The 18934-nt window shown below is 69.2% G+C and carries 15 protein-coding genes; 8 read left to right on the plus strand and 7 right to left on the minus strand.

Translation table 11 applies throughout. The features are described from left to right. The 5 genes from M8C13_RS20065 to M8C13_RS20085 all read left to right on the plus strand — a co-directional run bounded on the left by M8C13_RS20065 (nt 1) and on the right by M8C13_RS20085 (nt 4729). Entirely contained in the window at nt 1–438 is a 438-nt protein-coding gene (locus tag M8C13_RS20065) for a MarR family winged helix-turn-helix transcriptional regulator (protein WP_252482173.1), read from the plus strand. 170 nt (nt 439–608) lie between these two features. Then, nucleotides 609–1796: a cytochrome P450 gene (locus M8C13_RS20070; protein ID WP_252482174.1), complete on the plus strand. Its 1188-nt coding sequence runs from the start codon at nt 609–611 to the stop codon at nt 1794–1796. Continuing rightward, nucleotides 1793–2911, plus strand: a complete 1119-nt coding sequence (locus M8C13_RS20075) for a 50S ribosomal protein L11 methyltransferase (protein ID WP_252482175.1) — start codon at nt 1793–1795, stop codon at nt 2909–2911. Before M8C13_RS20070 ends, M8C13_RS20075 begins: the two co-directional genes overlap by 4 nt. A gap of 39 nt (nt 2912–2950) precedes the next feature. Next, nucleotides 2951–3346 carry a bacteriophage spanin2 family protein gene (locus M8C13_RS20080; protein WP_252482176.1) on the plus strand — a complete coding sequence of 132 codons (396 nt, stop codon included), beginning with the start codon at nt 2951–2953 and terminating at the stop codon, nt 3344–3346. Nucleotides 3347–3793: 447 nt separating this feature from the next. Then, nucleotides 3794–4729 (plus strand): glycosyl hydrolase family 18 protein, encoded by a 936-nt coding sequence (locus tag M8C13_RS20085; protein ID WP_252482177.1) that lies wholly within the window; start codon nt 3794–3796, stop codon nt 4727–4729. 29 nt (nt 4730–4758) lie between these two features. Here the strand turns inward: M8C13_RS20085 and M8C13_RS20090 are convergent, their stop codons facing one another. Then, nucleotides 4759–5718 (minus strand): RNA polymerase subunit sigma-70, encoded by a 960-nt coding sequence (locus tag M8C13_RS20090; protein WP_252482178.1) that lies wholly within the window; start codon nt 5716–5718, stop codon nt 4759–4761. 11 nt (nt 5719–5729) lie between these two features. Next, the gene (locus M8C13_RS20095; RefSeq protein ID WP_252482179.1) at nt 5730–6263 is read right to left on the minus strand and encodes a dihydrofolate reductase family protein; all 534 of its coding nucleotides are present in this window, start codon (nt 6261–6263) and stop codon (nt 5730–5732) included. Between the two features lie 115 nt (nt 6264–6378). On the opposite strand from M8C13_RS20095, the gene M8C13_RS20100 reads away from it, so the two are divergent. Then, nucleotides 6379–7584, plus strand: a complete 1206-nt coding sequence (locus tag M8C13_RS20100) for an MFS transporter (protein ID WP_252482180.1) — start codon at nt 6379–6381, stop codon at nt 7582–7584. A 195-nt stretch (nt 7585–7779) separates the two neighbouring features. Here M8C13_RS20100 and M8C13_RS20105 read toward each other — a convergent pair whose 3' ends face one another. Together M8C13_RS20105 and M8C13_RS20110 are read right to left on the minus strand one after the other, a co-directional pair. Beyond that, nucleotides 7780–9495 (minus strand): trypsin-like serine protease, encoded by a 1716-nt coding sequence (locus tag M8C13_RS20105; RefSeq protein WP_252482181.1) that lies wholly within the window; start codon nt 9493–9495, stop codon nt 7780–7782. 132 nt (nt 9496–9627) lie between these two features. Further along, complete coding sequence (locus M8C13_RS20110; RefSeq protein ID WP_252482182.1) at nt 9628–10122, minus strand: hypothetical protein; 495 nt, start codon at nt 10120–10122, stop codon at nt 9628–9630. A gap of 504 nt (nt 10123–10626) precedes the next feature. On the opposite strand from M8C13_RS20110, the gene M8C13_RS20115 reads away from it, so the two are divergent. Both M8C13_RS20115 and M8C13_RS20120 read left to right on the plus strand, forming a co-directional pair. Then, a complete protein-coding gene (locus tag M8C13_RS20115) occupies nt 10627–14046 on the plus strand; it encodes an ALF repeat-containing protein (RefSeq protein ID WP_252482183.1) in 3420 nt (1139 codons plus the stop codon). A 20-nt stretch (nt 14047–14066) separates the two neighbouring features. Further along, the gene (locus tag M8C13_RS20120; protein WP_252482184.1) at nt 14067–15413 is read left to right on the plus strand and encodes a hypothetical protein; all 1347 of its coding nucleotides are present in this window, start codon (nt 14067–14069) and stop codon (nt 15411–15413) included. 138 nt (nt 15414–15551) lie between these two features. Here the strand turns inward: M8C13_RS20120 and M8C13_RS20125 are convergent, their stop codons facing one another. The 3 genes from M8C13_RS20125 to M8C13_RS20135 form a co-directional block, all read right to left on the minus strand. Further along, nucleotides 15552–16289 carry an aspartate/glutamate racemase family protein gene (locus tag M8C13_RS20125; RefSeq protein ID WP_252482185.1) on the minus strand — a complete coding sequence of 246 codons (738 nt, stop codon included), beginning with the start codon at nt 16287–16289 and terminating at the stop codon, nt 15552–15554. Between the two features lie 268 nt (nt 16290–16557). Further along, nucleotides 16558–16998 (minus strand): hypothetical protein, encoded by a 441-nt coding sequence (locus M8C13_RS20130; RefSeq protein WP_252482186.1) that lies wholly within the window; start codon nt 16996–16998, stop codon nt 16558–16560. Nucleotides 16999–17316: 318 nt separating this feature from the next. Then, entirely contained in the window at nt 17317–18834 is a 1518-nt protein-coding gene (locus M8C13_RS20135) for an alpha/beta hydrolase (RefSeq protein ID WP_252482187.1), read from the minus strand. Nucleotides 18835–18934 lie beyond the last annotated feature (100 nt).

Here is an 18934-nt window from a genome sequence, read left to right on the forward strand (position 1 = left end):
ATGACCGGGCGCCGTCGTGATCTCGCGGCCATGATCGTGCCGTTGGAGCGGGCGTTGATCGCCGCTGAGCTGCCGATCCTGCGGGCGCACGGGCTGTCCATGTGGGCCTACGCGGTGCTGACCGCGGTGGACGAGGGGCCGATCCGCACCCAGGTGGCGCTGGCCCAAGCCATCGGCGCGGACAAGACCCGGATCATCGGGGTACTGGACGAGCTACAGCAGGCCGGGCTGATCGAGCGCCGTCCGGATCCGGCGGACCGGCGGGCGCGGCTGGTCTCGATCACCGAGAAGGGGCGGAAGCTGCGGCGGACGACCCAGGCCGCGATCCAGGCCAACGAGGACCGGGTGCTGGCGCGGTTGCCTGCGGCGGAGCGGGCCGCGTTCCTGCGGGCGCTGGCCGTGCTCTCCGCGCTGCCGCCGGAGGAGATCACCGGCTGAGCCGATTGCCGGGACATTTTCCGAAAAACACCCAGAGGAATTCCGCAATTGCCACTGGAGGATAGCCTCCAGTACATCATCTTTGTTTATCCGGCCTGGGTTTTGGCGGTCTGCCGGGTAATTCTTCTCTAGTACGGGGGAAGCACTCGACGCGCGACGGAGGAAAAGCCATGCCCGGCGAGGCTGGGGTTCCCGAGAAGCACTTCCGGTACCTGCAAGGCACCCGGCCGATCGGTCACTACCGGGCCGAGTACGACGCCCGCAGGGAGGAGCACCCGGCCTTCCGCAGCACCGCCGACGGCGGCTACTGGGTGGTCACCCGGATGGCTCCTCTTCGGGAGCTGTTCAACGACCCGGGAACTTTCTCCAACAGCGGCCTGACCCTGCTGGACCCCGAACCGGCCGAGCCCGCGATCCCGATGCAGCTGGACCCGCCGCTGCACACCGCCTGGCGGAAACCGCTGATGAGCGAGTTCTCCCCGGCCAGGGCCCGCGCGCTGGACCCGGTCATCCGGGCCCGCTGCACCGAGCTGATCGACGCGGTGATCGACCGCGGCTCCTGCGACTTCGTCGCCGACATCGCGCAGCGGCTGCCGGTCTCGGTGTTCCTGACCATGCTCGACCTGCCGCAGACCGAGCTGGACCGCTTCCTGGCCTGGGAGGAGGCGGTGCTGCGCCCGGACGGCGATCCGGAAAGCCTGGACTCGGTGCGCGCCGAGGTGCGCGGCTACTTCGCCGACCTGCTGGCCAGCCGCCAGGCCGAGCCCGGCGACGACCTGGTCAGCCGGATGACCACCTGGCGGGTGGACGGCCGGGTGCCGAGTCGCGCGGAGCTGACCAACCTGCTGTTCGTGCTGTTCATCGCGGGCCTGGACACCATCTCCGCGCAGCTGTCCTACGCGTTCTGGCACCTGGCCACGCATGAGGAGCACCGCGCGCGGCTGGTCCGCGAGCCCGAGGTCATCCCCAGCGCGGTGGAGGAGCTGCTGCGCTACTACGACATCATCCTGGACGGCCGCCGGGTGACCGAGGACGTCGAGCTGGCCGGCTGCCCGATGCGCAAGGGCGACCTGGTGCTGCTGCTCTCCGGCGCGGCCAACCGGGATCCGCGGGAGTTCGAGCGGGCCGACGAGGTGCTGCTGGACCGCACTCCGAACCGGCACCTCACCTTCGGCTGGGGAATTCACCGCTGCGTCGGCGCGCACCTGGCCAGACAGGAGCTGAAGGTGGTGTTCGAGGAATGGCACCGGCGAATTCCGGACTACCGGATTCCGGCCGGATCCGAGGTGCGGGAGCGGGCTTTTGTCCAGCTCAGCGTGGAAAGCCTGCCGCTGCGCTGGGACGGTCCCAGCCGATGACCGGTTCCGCGATCGCCCGCCTGACCGCGCCAGACCGCGAAGTGCTGGTGCGCACCCGTGAGATCGGCGACCCGGCGCCCGCGCTGCTGCTGCCCTCACTCGGCGAGTACCCGGTCTACGACGACCGGCTGTACCACTTCATGCTCGACGACCAGCTGCGCAACGACCGCTACGCCGCGGCCGTCGCCCGGCACGCGCCCGGCCGCACCGTGCTGGACATCGGCACCGGGCAGGAGGCGGTGTGGGCGCTGGCCGCGGCCAGGGCGGGCGCACGGCACGTGTGGGCGGTCGAGGTGCTGCCCGAGGCGGCCCGGCAGGCCCGCGAGACGGTGGCACAGGCCGGGTTCGCCGACCGGGTCACCGTGCTGGAGGGCCTGTCCACCGAGGTCCACCTGCCCGAACGCGCCGACGTGTGCGTCTCGGAGATCATCGGCAACCTGGGCGGCGCGGAGGGCGCCGGCGCGGTGCTGCGCGATGCCAGGGACCGCCTGGTGCGCGCGGACGGGGTGTTCATCCCGCACCGCAGCGCCACCACGGTGGTCGCGCTGGACCTGGACCACGCCGCGCCCGGCGGCCGGCCGGGGTTCGCCGAGCTCGCCCTGCCCTACCTGGAACACGTGTTCAGCTCGGTGGGCAGGCCCTTCGACGTGCGCGCCTGCATCCCCGCCCTGCGCCGCCGCGCGCACCTCTCCGGCGCGGCCGAAGTGGAGCCGCTGGACTTCGGCGGCGAGCTGGTCCCGGAAAGCAGCCAGGACCGGGAGCTGGTCATCACCCGCCGCGGCACCCTGCACGGCTTCGCCCTCGGCGTGCGGCTGTGGGTGAGCGCGGCGGAGAGCCCGATCGACTCGCTGGCCCAGCGCTGCAACTGGTTCCCGGTCTACGCCCCGCTCTCCGCCGGTGGCCTGCCGGTGACCAGGGGCGACCGCCTGACCTTCAGCTTCAGCACGACGCTGAGCAACGACGGCGTGCACCCGGACTACCGGCTGGACGGCCACCTGCACACCGCCGCCGGCTCGGTGCCGCTGTCCTGGACCTCCACCCACCACGACGACGGGTTCCGGGCGAACTCCTTCTACCGGGCTCTTTTCCCCATGGCCGGTTCGCCAGGCCGGTAGAGTCGGACATAACACTCAGTCGATGATCGGAGATACGGCATGCGCGCAGCTCGTCCAGTGGCCACCGCTCTGCTGACCCTGGGCCTGTTCGGCGCCCTTGCCGGCTGCGGCGCCGTCCAGGAGGCGGCCAACACCGCGAACAAGGTGGGCGACGCGGCCAACAAGGCCACGCTGTGCATCGACGCGCTCAAGGTGGCCAGCTTCACGCCGAACGTCGCGGACCCGCAGAAGGCACTCGAGGAGACCCAGAAGAAGGCCAAGGAGATGGAGGCGCTGGCCGCCAAGGCCGGTGACACCACGCTCAAGGGCGCCCTCGACGGCATGGCCAAGACCATGAACGAGGTCACCCTGAAGGACTTCGGCCCGGAGTCCGTGGCCAACTGGATGAAGGAGAAGACCGACCAGGTGGCCAAGCTGACCGCCGCCTGCGGCTGATCCAGCACGCGGGTCCGGTCGCCGTGCGCGCCCGGACCCGCCCAGTTTTACCCTCCACTGTGGACAGTGTCGGCCGATCACGGCCCCATCCCCAGTGGTCTGGACCCTTTTTGCGCTTTGATCGTGACTTGATTAAAGCCATGCAGTAGGCTGAGCCTCGCCCGCTGCCAGGAGGGACGTGTCCTTTGCCGACACAGACACTGGTATGCGCTATGGCCAAAACCGCTCGACTATAACACCCCAGTTTCCCCACTCTGCGGAAACCGGTTTCCGGCATGCCGTCCAGACCGCCCCTGCCGCCGCGGTCTGACGCCCTGCCACACCCGATCAGCCCCTGCACTGAAAGGGAAACTCGTCATGCAATCGATTTCCATTCGTCGGCGTACGTTCCGTTCTCGTTGGGCCACAACGGGAATCGCCCTGGTCACGGCGGCGACCGCGGTCACCATGGGACTCGCCGCGCCGAGTAGCGCCGAACCGGCCGCCGCGCCGTCGGCCGAGGCGGTGGCCGCGGCCGCGCTACCGCCCGGTTTCCGCAGCGTCGGATACATGCCGTCCTGGTCCGGCAACGTCAACAGCATCCAGTACCGCAAGCTCACGCACATCAACTACGCCTTCGTGCTGCCCAACGCCAACGGGACCCTGCAAGCGGTGCCGGATCCGAACAAGCTGCGTTCGCTGGTGACCCAGGGCCACAACAACGGCGTCAAGGTGTCACTGGCCATCGGCGGCTGGAACGACGGCAACGACTCGGCCTTCGAGGCGCTGGCGCGCAGCGCGAACACCCGGACCGCCTTCGTCAACGCGGTGGTCAACGTGATCAACCAGTACAACCTGGACGGGGTCGACATCGACTGGGAGTACCCGGACCCCGGCGCTTCCGGCAACAACTTCACCGCGCTGATGCAGCAGCTCAGCGGCGCGCTCAAGCCCAAGGGCAAGCTGCTCACCGCGGCCGTGGTCTCCGGCGGCAACACCGCCAACGGCGTGCAGCCCGCGGTGTTCGGCGTGGTCGACTTCCTCAACATCATGGCCTACGACGGCGGCAGCCCGCACGCCAACTACCAGTGGTCGATCGACTCGGTTAACGGCTGGAAGGCCCGTGGCCTGCCCGCGAACAAGGCGGTGCTCGGCGTGCCGTTCTACAGCAGGCCGAACTACCTGACCTACGCCCAGATCGTGGCGATGGACCCGGCCAACGCCAACAAGGACTGCGTCCAGGCCAGCGGCGCCCAGCAGTGCTACAACGGCATCCCCACCATCAAGCGCAAGACCCAGTGGGCCAAGGCGAACGCCGGCGGCATCATGAACTGGGAGCTCTCCCAGGACACCAGCAACCACACCTCCCTGCTCAGCGCGATCTTCGACGCGGCAGGCAGCTAGCCGCCTGAGGAGCGCTGCCCGCCGCCTGGTCAGGTGGCGGGCAGCACCGTCGGCAAACCGAAGCGCGGCAACAACATCAGGTCCCCGAACACGGTGATCCGGCTGATCCCGGCCGCCGTCACGGTGAGCACGCCGACCCCGTAACCGTGGTAGCTCCCGTCCTCGCCGCGCAGGTACGCGGCCAGCGCGGGCTGCCCGTTCGCCGCCGTGGCCACGGTCCGCCAGCTGCCGGGTTCGCCGAGCACGTGCCGGGCCAGGAACGGCACGCAGGCGGACCGACCCGCGAACCAGGTCCGCCCCGGCGTCAGCTCCAAACTGGCGTCCCGCAACAACAACCGCTCCACCGCCGCCGCGTCCGCGCGCTCAAACGCCTGCATATAAGCGGAAAACAGCGCCCGCGCCCGCGGATGCTCCGGCGCCAGCACCTCCTCCGCCTTCGGCGCCACCGCGGCCAGCCGGGCCCGCGCCCGCTGCAGCAGGCTCTTCACCGCCCCGACGTTCAGCTCCAGCACCGCGGCCACCTCCGCTGCCGGCCACCCAAGCACATCCCGCAGCACCAGCACCGCGCGCTGTTTGCCGGACAGGTGCTGGAGGCTGGCCACCAGCGCCAGCCGGAGACCCTCCCTGGCCACCGCCACTCCCGCCGGATCCGCGGCCTCGGCCCGCACCAGCATGTCCGGCAGCGGCTGCATCCAGCTGACCCCCTCACCCGGCTCCAGCACCGCGTCCGGATCGCCCGAGGCCGCGCCCAGCCCCGAGGGCAGCACCCGCCGGTCCCGCTTCCGCAACGCGCTCAGGCAGGCGTTGGTGGCGATCCGGTACAGCCAGGTGCGCACCGAGGACCGCCCCTCGAACCCCGCGCTGGCCCGCCAGGCGCGCAGGTAGGTCTCCTGCACCACGTCCTCGGCGTCGTCCACCGACCCCAGCATGCGGTAGCAGTGCGCCAGCAGTTCCCGCCGGTACGCCTCGGCCTGGTCAAGGAACTCCACACCGACTCCCCTCAAGCGGGCACGTACACCAGCGTGACCACCCCAGGCCCCCGCCGCTCGATCGAGGCCAGCGCCAGCGGCCGCCGCTCCCCCGGCTGGAACAACGGCGTGCCGGCGCCCACCATCACCGGGTTCACGTCCACCCGCAACTCCTCCACCAGCCCGTGTGCCAGCAACGTCCGCGCCAGCCGCCCATACCCGTAGATCACCAGGTCCCCGTCGCCCCCGGCCTTGAGCTCCCGCACCGCGGCCACCGGATCCCCGGCCACCAGCGTCGAGTTCCGCCACTCGACCGAGGCCAGCGTCGAAGAGAACACGTACTTCCGGATCGAGTTCACCCGCTCCGCGTACGGCCCGCTCGCCTGCGGCCAGGCCGGCGCGAAGTACTCGTAGGTGTTGCGCCCCATCAACATCGCGTCGGCCCGCGCCAGCGCCGCCAACGACTTCGCCGCCGCCTCGTCGTCGAAGTACTCCGACACCCAGGACCGCGGCTCCCCGTGCACCCCGTCCACCGAGACCAGACAACCCACCACAAGTTTCCGCATCACGTTTCCCTTCCCAGCCGCGACTGACACAGGTACCGACGCAGGTCGGCGGCGAAAGGAATCGGGCCGGAATATCCGGTTGCCGGTCCGCCCGGGTGCGGCGAGGGTTCACCCCGTGCGCGAACTCCCGCGGTCGTTCCGGCGTGTCTGGGCGGGCGAGTCGATCTCCATGCTCGGCGACTACAGCTACGACGTGGCCTTCGTCTGGCTGGTGCAGTCGGTCACCGGCTCCACCGCCGCGACCCTGGCCGCCGTGATGGTCTCGATCGCGGTCCCCCGCGGCGCGTTGCTGCTGGTCGGCGGCGGGGTCACGGACCGGCTCTCGCCACGCGCGGTCATGCTGCTCACCCACCTGGTGCGAGCGGGCGGCGTGCTCGCCCTGGCCACGCTCAACGCCACCGGAACCATCCAGATCTGGCACCTGTTCGTCTTCGGCGTGCTCTCCGGCGTCGCCGAGGCGTTCTTCTGGCCGGCCAGCACAAGCATCCTGCCGTCACTGGTATCCGACGAGCAGCTGCCCAAGGCGAACGCCCTGCTCGGCATGAGCGAGCAGTTCGGCCGCCTGGTCGGCCCGCTCGGCGGCGGCGTGCTGATCGCACTGAGCGGCACCACCACGGCCATGCTGGTGAACGCGGCCACCTTCCTGGTCGCGGCCGCGACCCTGCGCGGCGCCCCCAAGGGAACCCGCCCGGACCGGCCGGAGACCCCGCTGTGGCGGGAGATCGGCGTCGGCCTGCGCTACGCCCGCGACAGCGTGCCGATGCGGATCGTGCTGCTGCTGGTCACCGCCTCGACCCTGTCCTACGCCGGCCTGTTCGCCGTCGGCCTGCCCGCCCTGGCCAAGGAGCTGTCCAACAGCCCCATCGCCCTCGGCGCCCTGGTCGCCTCCTGGGGCCTGGGCCAACTGATCGGCGCCTTCAGCGCTTCACTAACCGGACTCCCCCGGCGCTGGGGCCTGCTGATCATCGGCATGACCCTGTTCGAGGGCCTGGCCTTCGCCCTGGTCGGTTTCCTGCCCAGCGTGTGGATCGCGGCCGTGGTGCTCGCGGTGCTCGGCATCGGCGTCGCGTACTCCAGCGACGTGGCCCTACCCGCCTTCGTGCAAAGCACCGCCCCCCGCGAACTCCTCGGCCGGGTGAACAGCATCGTCGACCTGCCCCGCATGACCCTGGACTCGCTCTCGATCGCGCTGATGGGACTGCTGATCACGATCGACGTGCGGTGGGCCTTCGCGATGGCGGCGGTGCCGATGCTCGCGGTCGGGGCCGGGTTGGCGTTCAGCCGGACCGCCCGCGAGATGCGCGCGGGCGAACGCGCCTAGCGGTTGTCCAGACTTTGATGGAGAGAATGCGACGCCCGTTCGGCACCCTCGCCGCGACCTCGGCCGTGGCCGGCATCACGGCCTACGGGTACCGGATCGTCAAGACCAGCCGTTTCCGGTAGACCCCCGACGCACAAACCGGTGGTGGCGAGTTCCCCTCACCACCACCGGCCAGCCGCCAGCCGGTCCTGAAGGTTACTTGCCCCAGGTGTTGTGCTGCACGGGTTTGCCGTTCTCCCACCACCAGTGCCCCAACTCGCCATCCGGACTCATCGTGAAGGCGAACACCTGCTGCTCGTCGAACCATACATGCGCACTCGGATCCCCAGCGATCTGCGCGCCCTGCCAGGTCTCCCGAACGACCTCACCCTGAGTCCGCGCGTCCCAGTACCAATGGCGCAGCTCTCCAGCCGGGCCGCGACCGAAGGCATGCTGCTGCTCGCCATAGGGAAACCCAGCAGGCCGGCCCTCGATCTGCCCGCCCCAGTTGTCCTGCCAGAACCTGTCCGACCACTGCCAGTGCTCCAGGCTGCCGTTCAACCCGCGGGCGAAGACGTGCTGCTGTCCCTGCCAGAGGTAGCCGGTGGGATCGCTGCTGATCTTGGGCCCCTGCCACACCTCAGAGATCAGACGCTCGGCACGGGCATCCCAATACCAGTGCACCAGCTGCGAATCCTTGTCCCTGGCGAAAACGTGCTGCTGCTCCCCATGGGCGAACCCGGCCGGGCTACCGACCAATTGACCACCCCAGGAGTCATTGCGCAGTGAACCGGACCAGATCCAGTGCGCCAGCGACCCGTCCTCGGCGCGGGCGAAGACGTGCTGCTCGCCCTTCCAGACGTAGGCCACCGGGTCACCGGTGATCTTCGGCCCCTGCCACGTCTCCTGCCCGACCCGCTCCGGCACCCTGGCATCCCAGATCCAATGACGCAGGCTGCCGTCGGGGCCGCGGCCGAAAACGTGCTGCTGCTCGCCGTCGACGAACCCGGCCGGGTTACCGGCCAGCTCCCCACCCCAGGAACCACGCTCCACCCCGCCCCCACGGTTCATCCACCAGTGGGAGAGCTCGCCGTTGTGCGCGCGGGAGAAAACATGCAACTGATGCCGCCAAGCAAACGCCAGCGGATTCGGGCGCTCCACAGTGGTGGTACGCACCCAGTCGGCGAGGGTGTCCACCCGCGCCAGGGTTGCGGTACGCCGGGTCTCGGTCTCGCCCAGACAGCCGCCTTGCCAGGCGGCGCTGACGAGTCCCAGCAGTTCCACCGCCTGGCCGCGCTGGCGCAGCGCGGGTCCGCCCGCATCCCCCTTGCAGATGCTGGCCGCGCTGGTGGAGGGCGAGACCGCGACCGTGGCACCGCTCACGGAGGTCACGCCGTAGGTTCCGCTGTGCGGAGCGCCGGGCACCCACTCGGTGGCGGTGCGCCCGTAACCGGCCAGCCGCAGCACCTCGCTGTCACCGGGCGCGGTGGCGGTCAGCGGCACCGGGGCGATGTCGGTGATCGGGAAGGCCAGCTTGACCAGGGCAACATCCCGATCGTCCCTGGGCACCACCTCCAGCACCGGAGCCTGGTGCCCGGTCTTGCCCGAACGCGGATTACGACCCACGGTAACGGTGGTGAGCAATGCCGGTGGACCCGGTCGAACGTCCGACTCCTTGCCCGGCTCGGCGAAGCAACTGCGGGCGGTGAGCACCCACTGCGGAGCAATGAGCGCGCCGGAGCAGCCGCGCACGTGCTCTCCGACCACAACCCTCGCCAGGAACAGATCTGTTCCCTCCCTGACGGGGTCTCCTACTGCCGCCTGCGCCGTGGTCGCGGTACCGACACCCAGGAGGCCTGTACTCACCACAGTCATCGCGGCGATTGCAACCGCCAAAGCACGCCGTCTTACCTGCGCTGCTTTCACATCCACCACTTCATTCGTGATCCATTGAACGAAACCCCGGCACGGGGCCCGTGGATACCAGGAAATAGTCAGCCCAATGAGACGCCCAGACAATCTGACCACTGAATGTCCGAACCGGGGTCCAGGAGCCAGCGATGATCAGGAGCTGGCCCGGAGCTCAAGAAGAGTTGCAGGCCCGTTCGGCTCACTGATCCCCTCACCCACGGGCTTTCCCTCATTTTTGGGAATGCTGACGTTCTCTTCTCGATCTTTGACCTTCAACTTGGCCTGAACGTCGTGGTTTGCCGCCTGGATGTAGAAGACCTTCTGGACCTCCACGGCCAGATAGCCGACGGGAGCGGCGACCCGGAAGCAGGCAGTGATCAGGCCGGTTGCATTGCGGGCCTTGACGACGATCTGGTCCTCGCCGCTCACGCAGTCGACGGACTGAATGTTCCCGTCACCCTTGCGCACGATGATTCCACGTTCCCGCAGGATGGCATCGGCGGCAGGATGCTGGAAGTCCTCGACGACAAACTTCGGCGCGTCGGCTGCCGGCCCCGTGGACTGGGCGACGGATGCCCCCTGGACGCTGATGAGCAGCGCGGATATGGCCACGACCCCGAGGACCGCCAGGCGCGGGACAAGCCTCACAAGTGCTCCCCTTGAACTTCCGACCCCTAGGAAGACGAGCGACAAGACCAGAATTCCGGCACCGCAGCGAGAGCCGTGGTGACGGTGACTTAACGCCCCTGCTTCCCTCCCCCCACAGGAGAGAATTCGACGTTAGGCACAAAAGCTGTTTGCAATCAAATTTCTGTGACGAACGCAACAGTGTGTAACGTCGGCTGGCGTACCACATTCGGCCCAACCAGGGTGACAAGCGAACAGATCTTGCTCTAGTGTTCTCTCGCCTGTGGCGCATTGATCGCAGGCACAGGGGGGCACGGGGGGCATGACTGTCGTTCACACGCGCTAGGCGCGGATCTTGTTTCAATCCCGCTTCCTTACGCCTTTCTTCACGCTCTGACCACGCGGATGGCTGCAATGCGCCAACCGGATGCCGCCATTCCAACTTTCAGTTGCCGAAGGGACACGAGCACGGTGAAGCGGAAAAGAGGGCCTGTGACGCCTAGACGTTCACTGGTCGCGACCTCGATGGTGCTGGCACTTCTGGCCGGCGTTCTCCAGGGCGGTCCGGCTTTCGGCGCCGAGACGCCGGCGCTCGCAGATCGCGAGCAGGCGCTGACGTTGCTGAAGACCGGTGGCCCCGGTCTCGCCTACGCCGCGGAGTCCGCGCTCGTCGGCGGCGACGAGGCCGTGGCGGAGTTCCTGCGAACCGGCAGGCACCAGGCGAAGGAGGCCGACGACCAGGTTCTGGTCGCCCAGATCATGCATCGGGGCGGCCCAGGAGTCCGCGCGGCCGCCAAGGCCGCGCTGGCCGGGTCGGCCTCGGATGTCCGCGCCTTCCTCGACACCGGGCAGTACACCGCCCAGGCGGCCGACTTCCAGGTTCAGCTTGCCCAGATCATGAACGCTGGCGGCTCCGCTGTCCGCGATGGTGCGAAGGCCGCGCTCAACGGCACCGCCCAAGACGTGTGGCAGTTCCTCGGCGATGGCCAGCACTCCGCTCGGCAAGCGGACAACCAGGTCCTGGTCACCCAGATCATGAACGCCGGCGGCCCGGCGGTGAAGGCCGCGGCCAAGGCCGCGCTCAACGGTACTGACGAGGACGTGGCGGAGTTCCTGGCCCGCGGCCAGCACGTGGCCAGGGCCCGGGACGAGGAGCGGGCCAGCGTCGCGGAACTGTCGGCTGCGGCCAAGGCGGCCGAACAGCGCGCGACGGCGGAGACCGAAGCCGCCAAGGATGCCTCCGCACGAGCGGTCGACGCCGCCGAGAAGGCCAAGCAGGCAGCCGAGATCGCCGCTGCCGAGACCGCGGCGGCGAAGGATCAGGCTGGCAAGGCCGCGGCCGCGGCCATTCGCGCGGCCGACGCCGCCGAACGCGCGGCCGATGCCGCGAAGACCGCGATTTCCGCGGCACAGGCAGCGAACAACGCCGCTCGCGTGGCCGCCAACGCCGCGTCCAAGGCAGCCTCCGCGGCCTCGGCCGCGGGCCAAGCCGCGGCCGAGGCCCGCAATGCGGCGACCGCGGCGGCGGGAGATGCCAACCAGGCCTCAGCCGCCCGCAAGGCTTCCGAAGCGGCACTGGCGATGGCCAAGGTGGTCCAGCAGATCGCCGAGGCCGCGAAGGCAGCAGGCCGTGCGGCCGAGGATGCGGGCAAGGCGGCCGGGGCGGCCAAGAGCGCCAGCCAGAACGCGGACAAGGCGGCCAATGCTGCTCAGGCAGCGGGCAGCCACTCCCACGTCGCCTCCGGCGAGGCCGCTCGTGCCAGACAGGCCGCAGCCAACGCCCGGCGCAAGGCGAATGAGGCCTCGCGCGCCGCGGGTGTCGCCGAGTCCCTTGCCGGGGAGGCAGGCCGCGCGGCGAACGAGGCGCACCTGGCGGCGAGGTCAGCGGCCGAGCACGCTCACGCGGCAGGTCTGGCCGCGGCGGATGCGGCCGAGCACGCCGGCCAAGCCGCGGACCTGGCCAAGATCGCCACCGAGCACGCCGAAGCGGCCCGGGTCGCCGCCGAGGCGTCGGTCGCCGCCGCCCGGCAGGCCACGACGATCGAGGAGAACGCGCGCAAGGCCGACGCGGAGCGGCTGACCGTGGAGTCCGGCGAGGCCTTGCTGACCGCGGAGGACGCCAAGGCCGAGTACGCGGCACGGAAGTCCGACGCGGCATGGGATGCCGCCGAAACCGCGCACCGGGACGAAGAGACCAAGCGGCTGCTGGCCGAGGCGACCGCCCCTGGCGCCCCGGCTTCAGTGGTGTTGACCAACGGGCGCAAGGTCGCCGCGCGAGTGCTCAAGAGCGGCGGGCAGTGGAGCAGGAAGGCCGCCGAGGCCGCACTCGTCGGAGCCGAGGCCGATGTCCGGCAGTTCCTGCGGACCCAGCTGCCGTTCGATGCGGAGCAGGATGACCGCTCCCGCGTCGCCTACATCGCCGACCACACTGAGATCCCGGCTCAGAAGAAGGCCGCCGAGGCCGCGCTGTCGGGTTCTCACGCCGGGGTGCTGGAGTTCCTGCGCACCCGTGAGTACGAAGGCAAGGACGCCGACGACCAGGTCAAGATCGCCCAGATCATGAACACCGGCGGTCCGCAGACCAAGGAGAGCGCCAAGGCCGCGCTCAACGGCACCGTCGAGGACCGCCGGGCCTTCCTCGCCACCGGCCAGCATGTGGCGGCCGAGCAGGACGACGAGATCAAGGTCGTGCAGCTCCTCGACGGCGGCGGCCCAGAGGTGAAAGCCGCGGCCCGGGTCGCACTCGCCGGCCCTCCGGCCTATCGCAAGGACTTCATCCAGGTTGGGCAGCACAAGGCCCGTCAGCGCGACCAGGAAGCCGCCTCGCACGTTGCCGAGGTCCGTCGTTACGTCGCCGACGCCGCCCGCTCGGCGGCCAACGCGCAGGAGAAGGCGGCCGAGGCTGCCCGCGCGGCCGCGATCGCGCGCAACGCCGCCGCTGAGGCGGACGAGCACGCGCGGCGAGCGCGGGAGGCGGCCAACGAAGCGGCTGGCTACGCCGCTCAGGCCCGGCAGTCCGCCGCGCAGGCACAGGAGTCGGCCAACCAGGCGGCCGCCTCGGCACGCAGCGCCAGGGAGGCGGCCAACAACGCCCAGCGCGACGCCCGGCTGGCCTCCCATTCCGCCTCCGCCGCGACCGCGTCAGCCGCACGGGCGCAGCAGTCCGCCGCCGAGGCCCGGCAGGAGGCCACCCGGGCACGGGACGCCGCCATCGCCGCGGGCAAGGACAGCGACGCGGCTGCGGCGGCCGCCAGCGAGGCCTGGCGCGCGGTGGCCGAGCGGCAGCGCGCCGCCGATGAGGCGAAGCGCAAGGCAGGAACACAGCGCCCGCCATGGGCGCAGACCGAGGACGACATCAAGAAGCAGTTGGCCGAGCGATACAACTCGGCGAACTTCGACGACATGGTCGGCCCGGAGGGCCTTCCGCCACACCTGCGGGCGATGGCGCTGGAAGAGTACGGCGAGCGGATGTGCGAGGCACGGCCGGCCGACTGCAACCAGATCCTCGCGGCCATGTCCGCAGCGGCCGTGTGGCGAGCCGGGCCACGAGGGATGACAAAGCACAAGGCGGAATCCGCTGAGATCGTCCGCAAGGCTGCGGAGCGGGTCATCAGCATTGACGCGAACGTCCTCATGGAGAGACACCTCACTCAGGCTGAGCGGGATTACTACAACAGCTTGCCCCACAAGGCGCGGGCGGCATTGTGGCGCCGGTACGCCGGCACCGCGATCCATCGAGCCGTTTTAATCGAACTGGAGAACGAGTACCGAGGCCGGTTCAGGTACGCAGCGTCCTGGCATCCCGACTTCTACGACACGAAGACCCGCACCTACGTCGAGCTGACCACAGATGCGCAGCTCACCCGCCATATCCTACGCGGCGGAGCCTACCCGGGGTCGGCCTACATCGCGTACAGTATCCCGTACGGATTTGGACTTCGATGACATCAAGCAGGGTCGCACCAATGAGCATAGGCAAGATCGAGGCCGGACGCTTCACCATCACCGAAAAGAGCATCAAGGACACCGACTTCTCTCAGAACAAGAGCAAAGAGTGGGGTATCGTAGAGTCCCGGCTCGAACGGTGCAAGTTCGAAAACCTGCGGGTGAGAAACTTCGTTTTCGGATCAGGCAAGAAGCCGACTGAATACATCGACTGCAGCTTCGACGGCTCCCACATCCGGGCACTCGTCCCTGGACGCGCCCGGTTCATTCGGTGCTCGTTCCGAAATGTCCGACTGGAGAAGTGGCTCTGCAACGAGGCGGAGTTCATCGACTGCGTCTTCACCGGCACTCTACGCGAAATCAATTTCAATCGAGAACTCGACAAGGGAGCCCGGGGCCAACTGGGCCGCAAGGAGAACGCATACTCCGGCAACAACTTCTCCGGTGCCACCCTGGAATGGGTCGCCTTCATGGGCGGGGTCGACCTGTCGGCTCAGCAACTGCCTACCGGCGAGGAATATCTGTATCTACCCGACGCGGCGCCCGTCCTAGCCGCAGCCTTCGCTGAAGTCGAAAACTGGGGTGAGGCTGACCGCAATACGGTCAGGGGCAAGCTGGAAATGGCACGCGAGGACGTGGCGCACGGCCAACATCAACTATTTCTCTGCCCCGAGGTATTCATCGCCCGCTCCCCTGAGCAAGAGAAGGCGCTGGGTCAGCTTCGCGAGGTCCTCCTCGCGGCCAAGGCAAAGCTCGAACAACCGGCCGGGGGTTCGTCCGGGACCGAACGTCCGAATCTGGCAATCGACCGCCGTGCGGTCCACGGGCCTGGCTTCGTGTACTTCCGCGCTCGTGACCAGGGCGATGCGGGACGCTCGCTGGGCCTGCCCGGTGGGCCGCTCACCGAGGACTCCACGGGGACTCCGGCATTCGACGGCGTGATCGCGCGCGCGGTCGAGCCGTTCCTGGTCCTGGGTGCGCTGGTGGCAGCCACCCGGGACGTCCGATGGCATCCCGAATTGTCACCGATCGTCAGTGTGTGGCCGCCTGAGGAGACCGAACCTCGTTCGATCGAGGAAGCCATGACACTGCCCGATGGCTCTCCCTGGAAGGACCCGGGATCCGTCTTGCAGGAACTGGGCACCGCAACCAGGGACAGCCTCGCCGCGGTCCCGGAGGATCGACTGGCACAGGTCGCGGCGCAGTGGTCGCGAGCTGAGGCGTTCGCCCACTTCCAGGATGTGAACCCGGAGAGCATGCTGTCGGTCGTTCGCGATTTGGTGGGTCTCGCCCAGCGGGCACGAGCCGCCGACGAGCAGCTCTACTGCTGGATTGGCACCCCGCCGGCATCAGAGGCCAGCCACTGAGAACGGGTGGGGGCGACCAAGCGAGGTCGCCCCTGCCCGGACCGGAACGCTTTCCGCGCTCAGCACAGGCCGCGACCTTGGCGCGCTTGGTCGGACGACGGGCCACCATCTCGCACTCCAGCCTCGCGGCAACGGTGCTCAGCGGCGCGGGCCGACCACGTGCCCCTGGCCGGTTTCGGGGGCGAGGGCCAGGTCCACCGCGGCTTCGGCATGCGCAACAGCCGTGTCGATGATGGGTACCGGACTGTCCTCGGGTTTGACGAGCAGGCCGAACTCGGTGCACCCGAGGACAACGACCTCCGCGCCGCGCTCGACCAGATCCGCGATGGCGGCCTTGAACTTGTTCCGGGTCGCGGCGAGGAAGACGCCCTTGGCGAGTTCCTGGCAGAGCGCGTTGTGCACGTTCTCCTGGTGTTCGCCCTCGGCGACCAACACCTTGAGGTCATAGCGTTCGCGCAGGCGGTTCACGAAGTAGTCGCCGGTCATCGTGTAGCGGCTGCCGAGCAGTCCCACGGTGGTGAACCCGCGTTCCCTGACCTGCCGGGCGGCCGGATCGACGATGTGGAGGAACGGGAGGTCGACCGCGCTTTCGATGCGGTCGGCGGCGGCGTGCACGGTGTTGCAGGCGATCAGGAAGAAGTCCGCGCCCGCGGCCTTCAGCTTGTTGCCCTGCTCGGCCAGGAGGTCGCCGACCACGTCCCAGCGACCCTCGCGCTGGTTCCGGTCGACTTCCTCGAAGTCGGTCTGCGCCAGGACAAGACGCGCGCTGTGCAGCCCGTCGTCACCCAGGCGCTGAGAGGTCATTTCGTTGATGAGCCGGTAATAGGCGATCGAACTGGGCCAGGCGACACCGCCGACTATTCCGATGGTCTTCATTTCCCCACGCTAGAACCGCCTTTTCCCTACGTCCACTGCGCTGCCTCGCCCGTCCACGCAGCTCGGCGTCCCACTCGTGCAGGGCGACGGACGGGGAGTGCGACCTACGCCTTCGAGAGCCAGGTGGCCGGTGCCGTCGAACTGCCGATCGCGGACCAGGGCGCGTCCCGCACGATCAGCCTGCTGTGGCGGAAAGACCCGTCGGCGGCGGCGACCCTGGACCTCCGGCGCCACATCATCGATACGGCGTCTCAGCTCTTCGCGGCGGTCAGCGGCGGCCGGTGGCCAGGATGACGAGGAACTGGCCGCCGCCCGGCTCGATGCTGGCGGTCACCGGCAGTCCTGGCACCAGCCGGGAGAACCGGTCCACCAGCCAGTCCGCCGCCTCCTGGGCGTCCTGCTTGGTCGGGCACCGGGCCACCATCTCGCGGCCGCCCTTGCGCTCCAGCCTTGTGGCGACAGTGATCAGCGGGGCGGGTTCGACCACGTGCAGGCGGTCCGGCCAGGCGATGACCACCTTGACCGCGCCCTTGCGGGTGTTGCAGCCGCGGTGCGCGAGCCGCTCGGCGATCTTGGCCTTGCGGTCGGCGGTCCGGCTGTCGACGCTGGGCCCCCTCGAGTCGTTCACCGACATGTCGGGGTCGACCGGTTCATCGCAGACCCAGCAACGCCAGCCGTCGCGCTCGGCCACATCATCGAGGAGACTCACCCGAGCAAACTAGCCTGCCGCCAACGGCATCCACAAAGGACAGAGAAGGTCATCGGTACCTCGGCGGCACATGCCAGAAGCCCCGGGGCACGTTGTGGACCGTGTCACCAGGGCTTCTGGGGCTATCTCAACCGAGTCGAGCTGAGGGGATTCGAACCCCTGACCCCGCACTGCCAGCGTAGGTGAATCAAGCATCTGACCAGCAAGTGCCGTTGCATACCGTTCAACGGCGTTCGACTCGGTTCCTGCGAAACCACTGCTCCAGGTCTGCTCCAGGCTGGCCCGCGCACCACAGTTCTAAGGGCCAGGCCGGCCGTCTTACCCGGCCGGGACGGGCAGCGGCATGCCCGGCACCCGCGCGTCGACGGGGGGCTTGCCGTGCACCAGGAACCGCTCCACCGCGCGGTCCAGGCGGGCATTGCCGTCGGCGTAGAGCCCGTGGTCGCCTTCGCCGGTGACGGTGATCATCCGCGCGCCGCGGAAATTCTGCCGCGCCTTGATCGCGTTCTCGATGCCGGTGGCCCCGTCGTGCTCGGAGTGCACGATCAGCACCGGCGGCACGCCCTTGCCGGTCAGCTGCTGGAGCGGGATTTGCCCCTGCGGGCGCTGCCAGAACACGCAGGCCTGGCCGGTCAGCCAGCTGGCGCCGAGGATGAGGTGGCCGCGGTCGAAGTTCTCCTGGGAGCGGCGGATGATGGACTCGCGGTCGCCGGTCCACGGGGTGTCGTTGCACAGCGTGGACCACAGGGTGGCGGTGAAGAAGTCGGCCGCCAGCGCCTGGCTCGGTGCGGGCGTGCTCCGGCCCTGGGTGGCCGCCCGGGCCGACACCAGCAGATCGGCCAGCAGCGGGAAGTTCTTCTTCTTGTACAGGTAGTGCACCACCGCGCCGTCCAGCGCGAGCTGGTTCACCAGCCCACCGCCGATCTCCACCGGTTTGCGAGCCAGTTCGGCGCGCAGGTCCTCATAGACGCGCCGGGCCTGTTCGCCGGTCGCGCCGAACCGGTACCTGGACTCGTACTGGGCGATCCAGGGCAGGAAGTCCTGCCGCCAGCGGCGTTCGAAGCTGGCTGCCTGGCTGTCCCGGAAGGTCTGCCAGTCGCCGGTGAACTCCACCACGGAGTCCACCACGAACCGCCCGGTGCGCCGGGGGAACTGCTGCGCGTAGTGCGGGCCCAGCCAGGTCCCGCCGGAGATTCCGTAGTAGTTGATCTTCTGTCGGCCAAGCAGCACCCGCAGCAGGTCCATGTCGCGGATGGTCTGCGCGGTGTCGATGTACTTGCCGAGCTCGCCGGAATGTCGTTGGCAGGCCTGGGCGAACTCGCGCACCGAGTCCGCGATTGCCGCCAGGTTCGCCGGCGAGCGGTCCCGCCCGTCCCGGCCCGCGCCGGGCACCACACCACCGCAGCTGATGTTGTCGCTCTTGCCGGTGCCGCGCGGGTCCATGCCGATGATCTCCTGGTGCGCGCGCAGCTCGGTGCCCGGCTGCCAGCGGCCCGGCCCACCCGGTCCACCCGGGTTGGTGAACAGCGAGGCGGTGGCCTTGCCGGTGGCGGGCAACCGGCTGATCGCGATGGTCAGCTCCGGCTCGTCGCTCGGCCAGGCCCAGTCCCGAGGGGTGCGGAAGGTGGCGCACTCCAGGCCGGTGATGTCCAGGTCATCAGGCAGCGGCGCGCTCATGTCATCCATCGTGCAGGGCCGCCAACTCAAGCTCTGCCCGGCGAAGCGGTCCGGGATTCCGGTGCTGTTCAACGGAATCCCGGCGGCCAGTGCCGGGGTCGTGGTGGCGACTCCGGCCAGCAGCACTGGCAGCACGAGGAGGAGGCGTTTTCGGCTCATGCCCCCAGTACAGGCTGTGCCGCTGCGGCACAGTCAAGTTCGACGCGGCGCGGGCCACATTCCACCCGGTCGTGGGGTGCGGTGGTGCACTCGACTCAGG

This window comes from Crossiella sp. SN42 (genome assembly GCF_023897065.1).
In the GTDB taxonomy this organism is placed as follows: Bacteria; Actinomycetota; Actinomycetes; order Mycobacteriales; family Pseudonocardiaceae; genus Crossiella.

Excerpts from the sequence above, each read along its gene's own strand:
- M8C13_RS20070 (WP_252482174.1), top strand. The coding sequence starts at position 609 with ATGCCCGGCGAGGCTGGGGTTCCCGAGAAGCACTTCCGGTACCTGCAA.
- M8C13_RS20095 (WP_252482179.1), bottom strand. The coding sequence starts at position 6,263 with ATGCGGAAACTTGTGGTGGGTTGTCTGGTCTCGGTGGACGGGGTGCAC.
- M8C13_RS20065 (WP_252482173.1), top strand. The coding sequence starts at position 1 with ATGACCGGGCGCCGTCGTGATCTCGCGGCCATGATCGTGCCGTTGGAG.
- M8C13_RS20080 (WP_252482176.1), top strand. The coding sequence starts at position 2,951 with ATGCGCGCAGCTCGTCCAGTGGCCACCGCTCTGCTGACCCTGGGCCTG.
- M8C13_RS20075 (WP_252482175.1), top strand. The coding sequence starts at position 1,793 with ATGACCGGTTCCGCGATCGCCCGCCTGACCGCGCCAGACCGCGAAGTG.
- M8C13_RS20135 (WP_252482187.1), bottom strand. The coding sequence starts at position 18,834 with ATGAGCCGAAAACGCCTCCTCCTCGTGCTGCCAGTGCTGCTGGCCGGA.
- M8C13_RS20120 (WP_252482184.1), top strand. The coding sequence starts at position 14,067 with ATGAGCATAGGCAAGATCGAGGCCGGACGCTTCACCATCACCGAAAAG.
- M8C13_RS20115 (WP_252482183.1), top strand. The coding sequence starts at position 10,627 with ATGGTGCTGGCACTTCTGGCCGGCGTTCTCCAGGGCGGTCCGGCTTTC.
- M8C13_RS20085 (WP_252482177.1), top strand. The coding sequence starts at position 3,794 with ATGGGACTCGCCGCGCCGAGTAGCGCCGAACCGGCCGCCGCGCCGTCG.
- M8C13_RS20125 (WP_252482185.1), bottom strand. The coding sequence starts at position 16,289 with ATGAAGACCATCGGAATAGTCGGCGGTGTCGCCTGGCCCAGTTCGATC.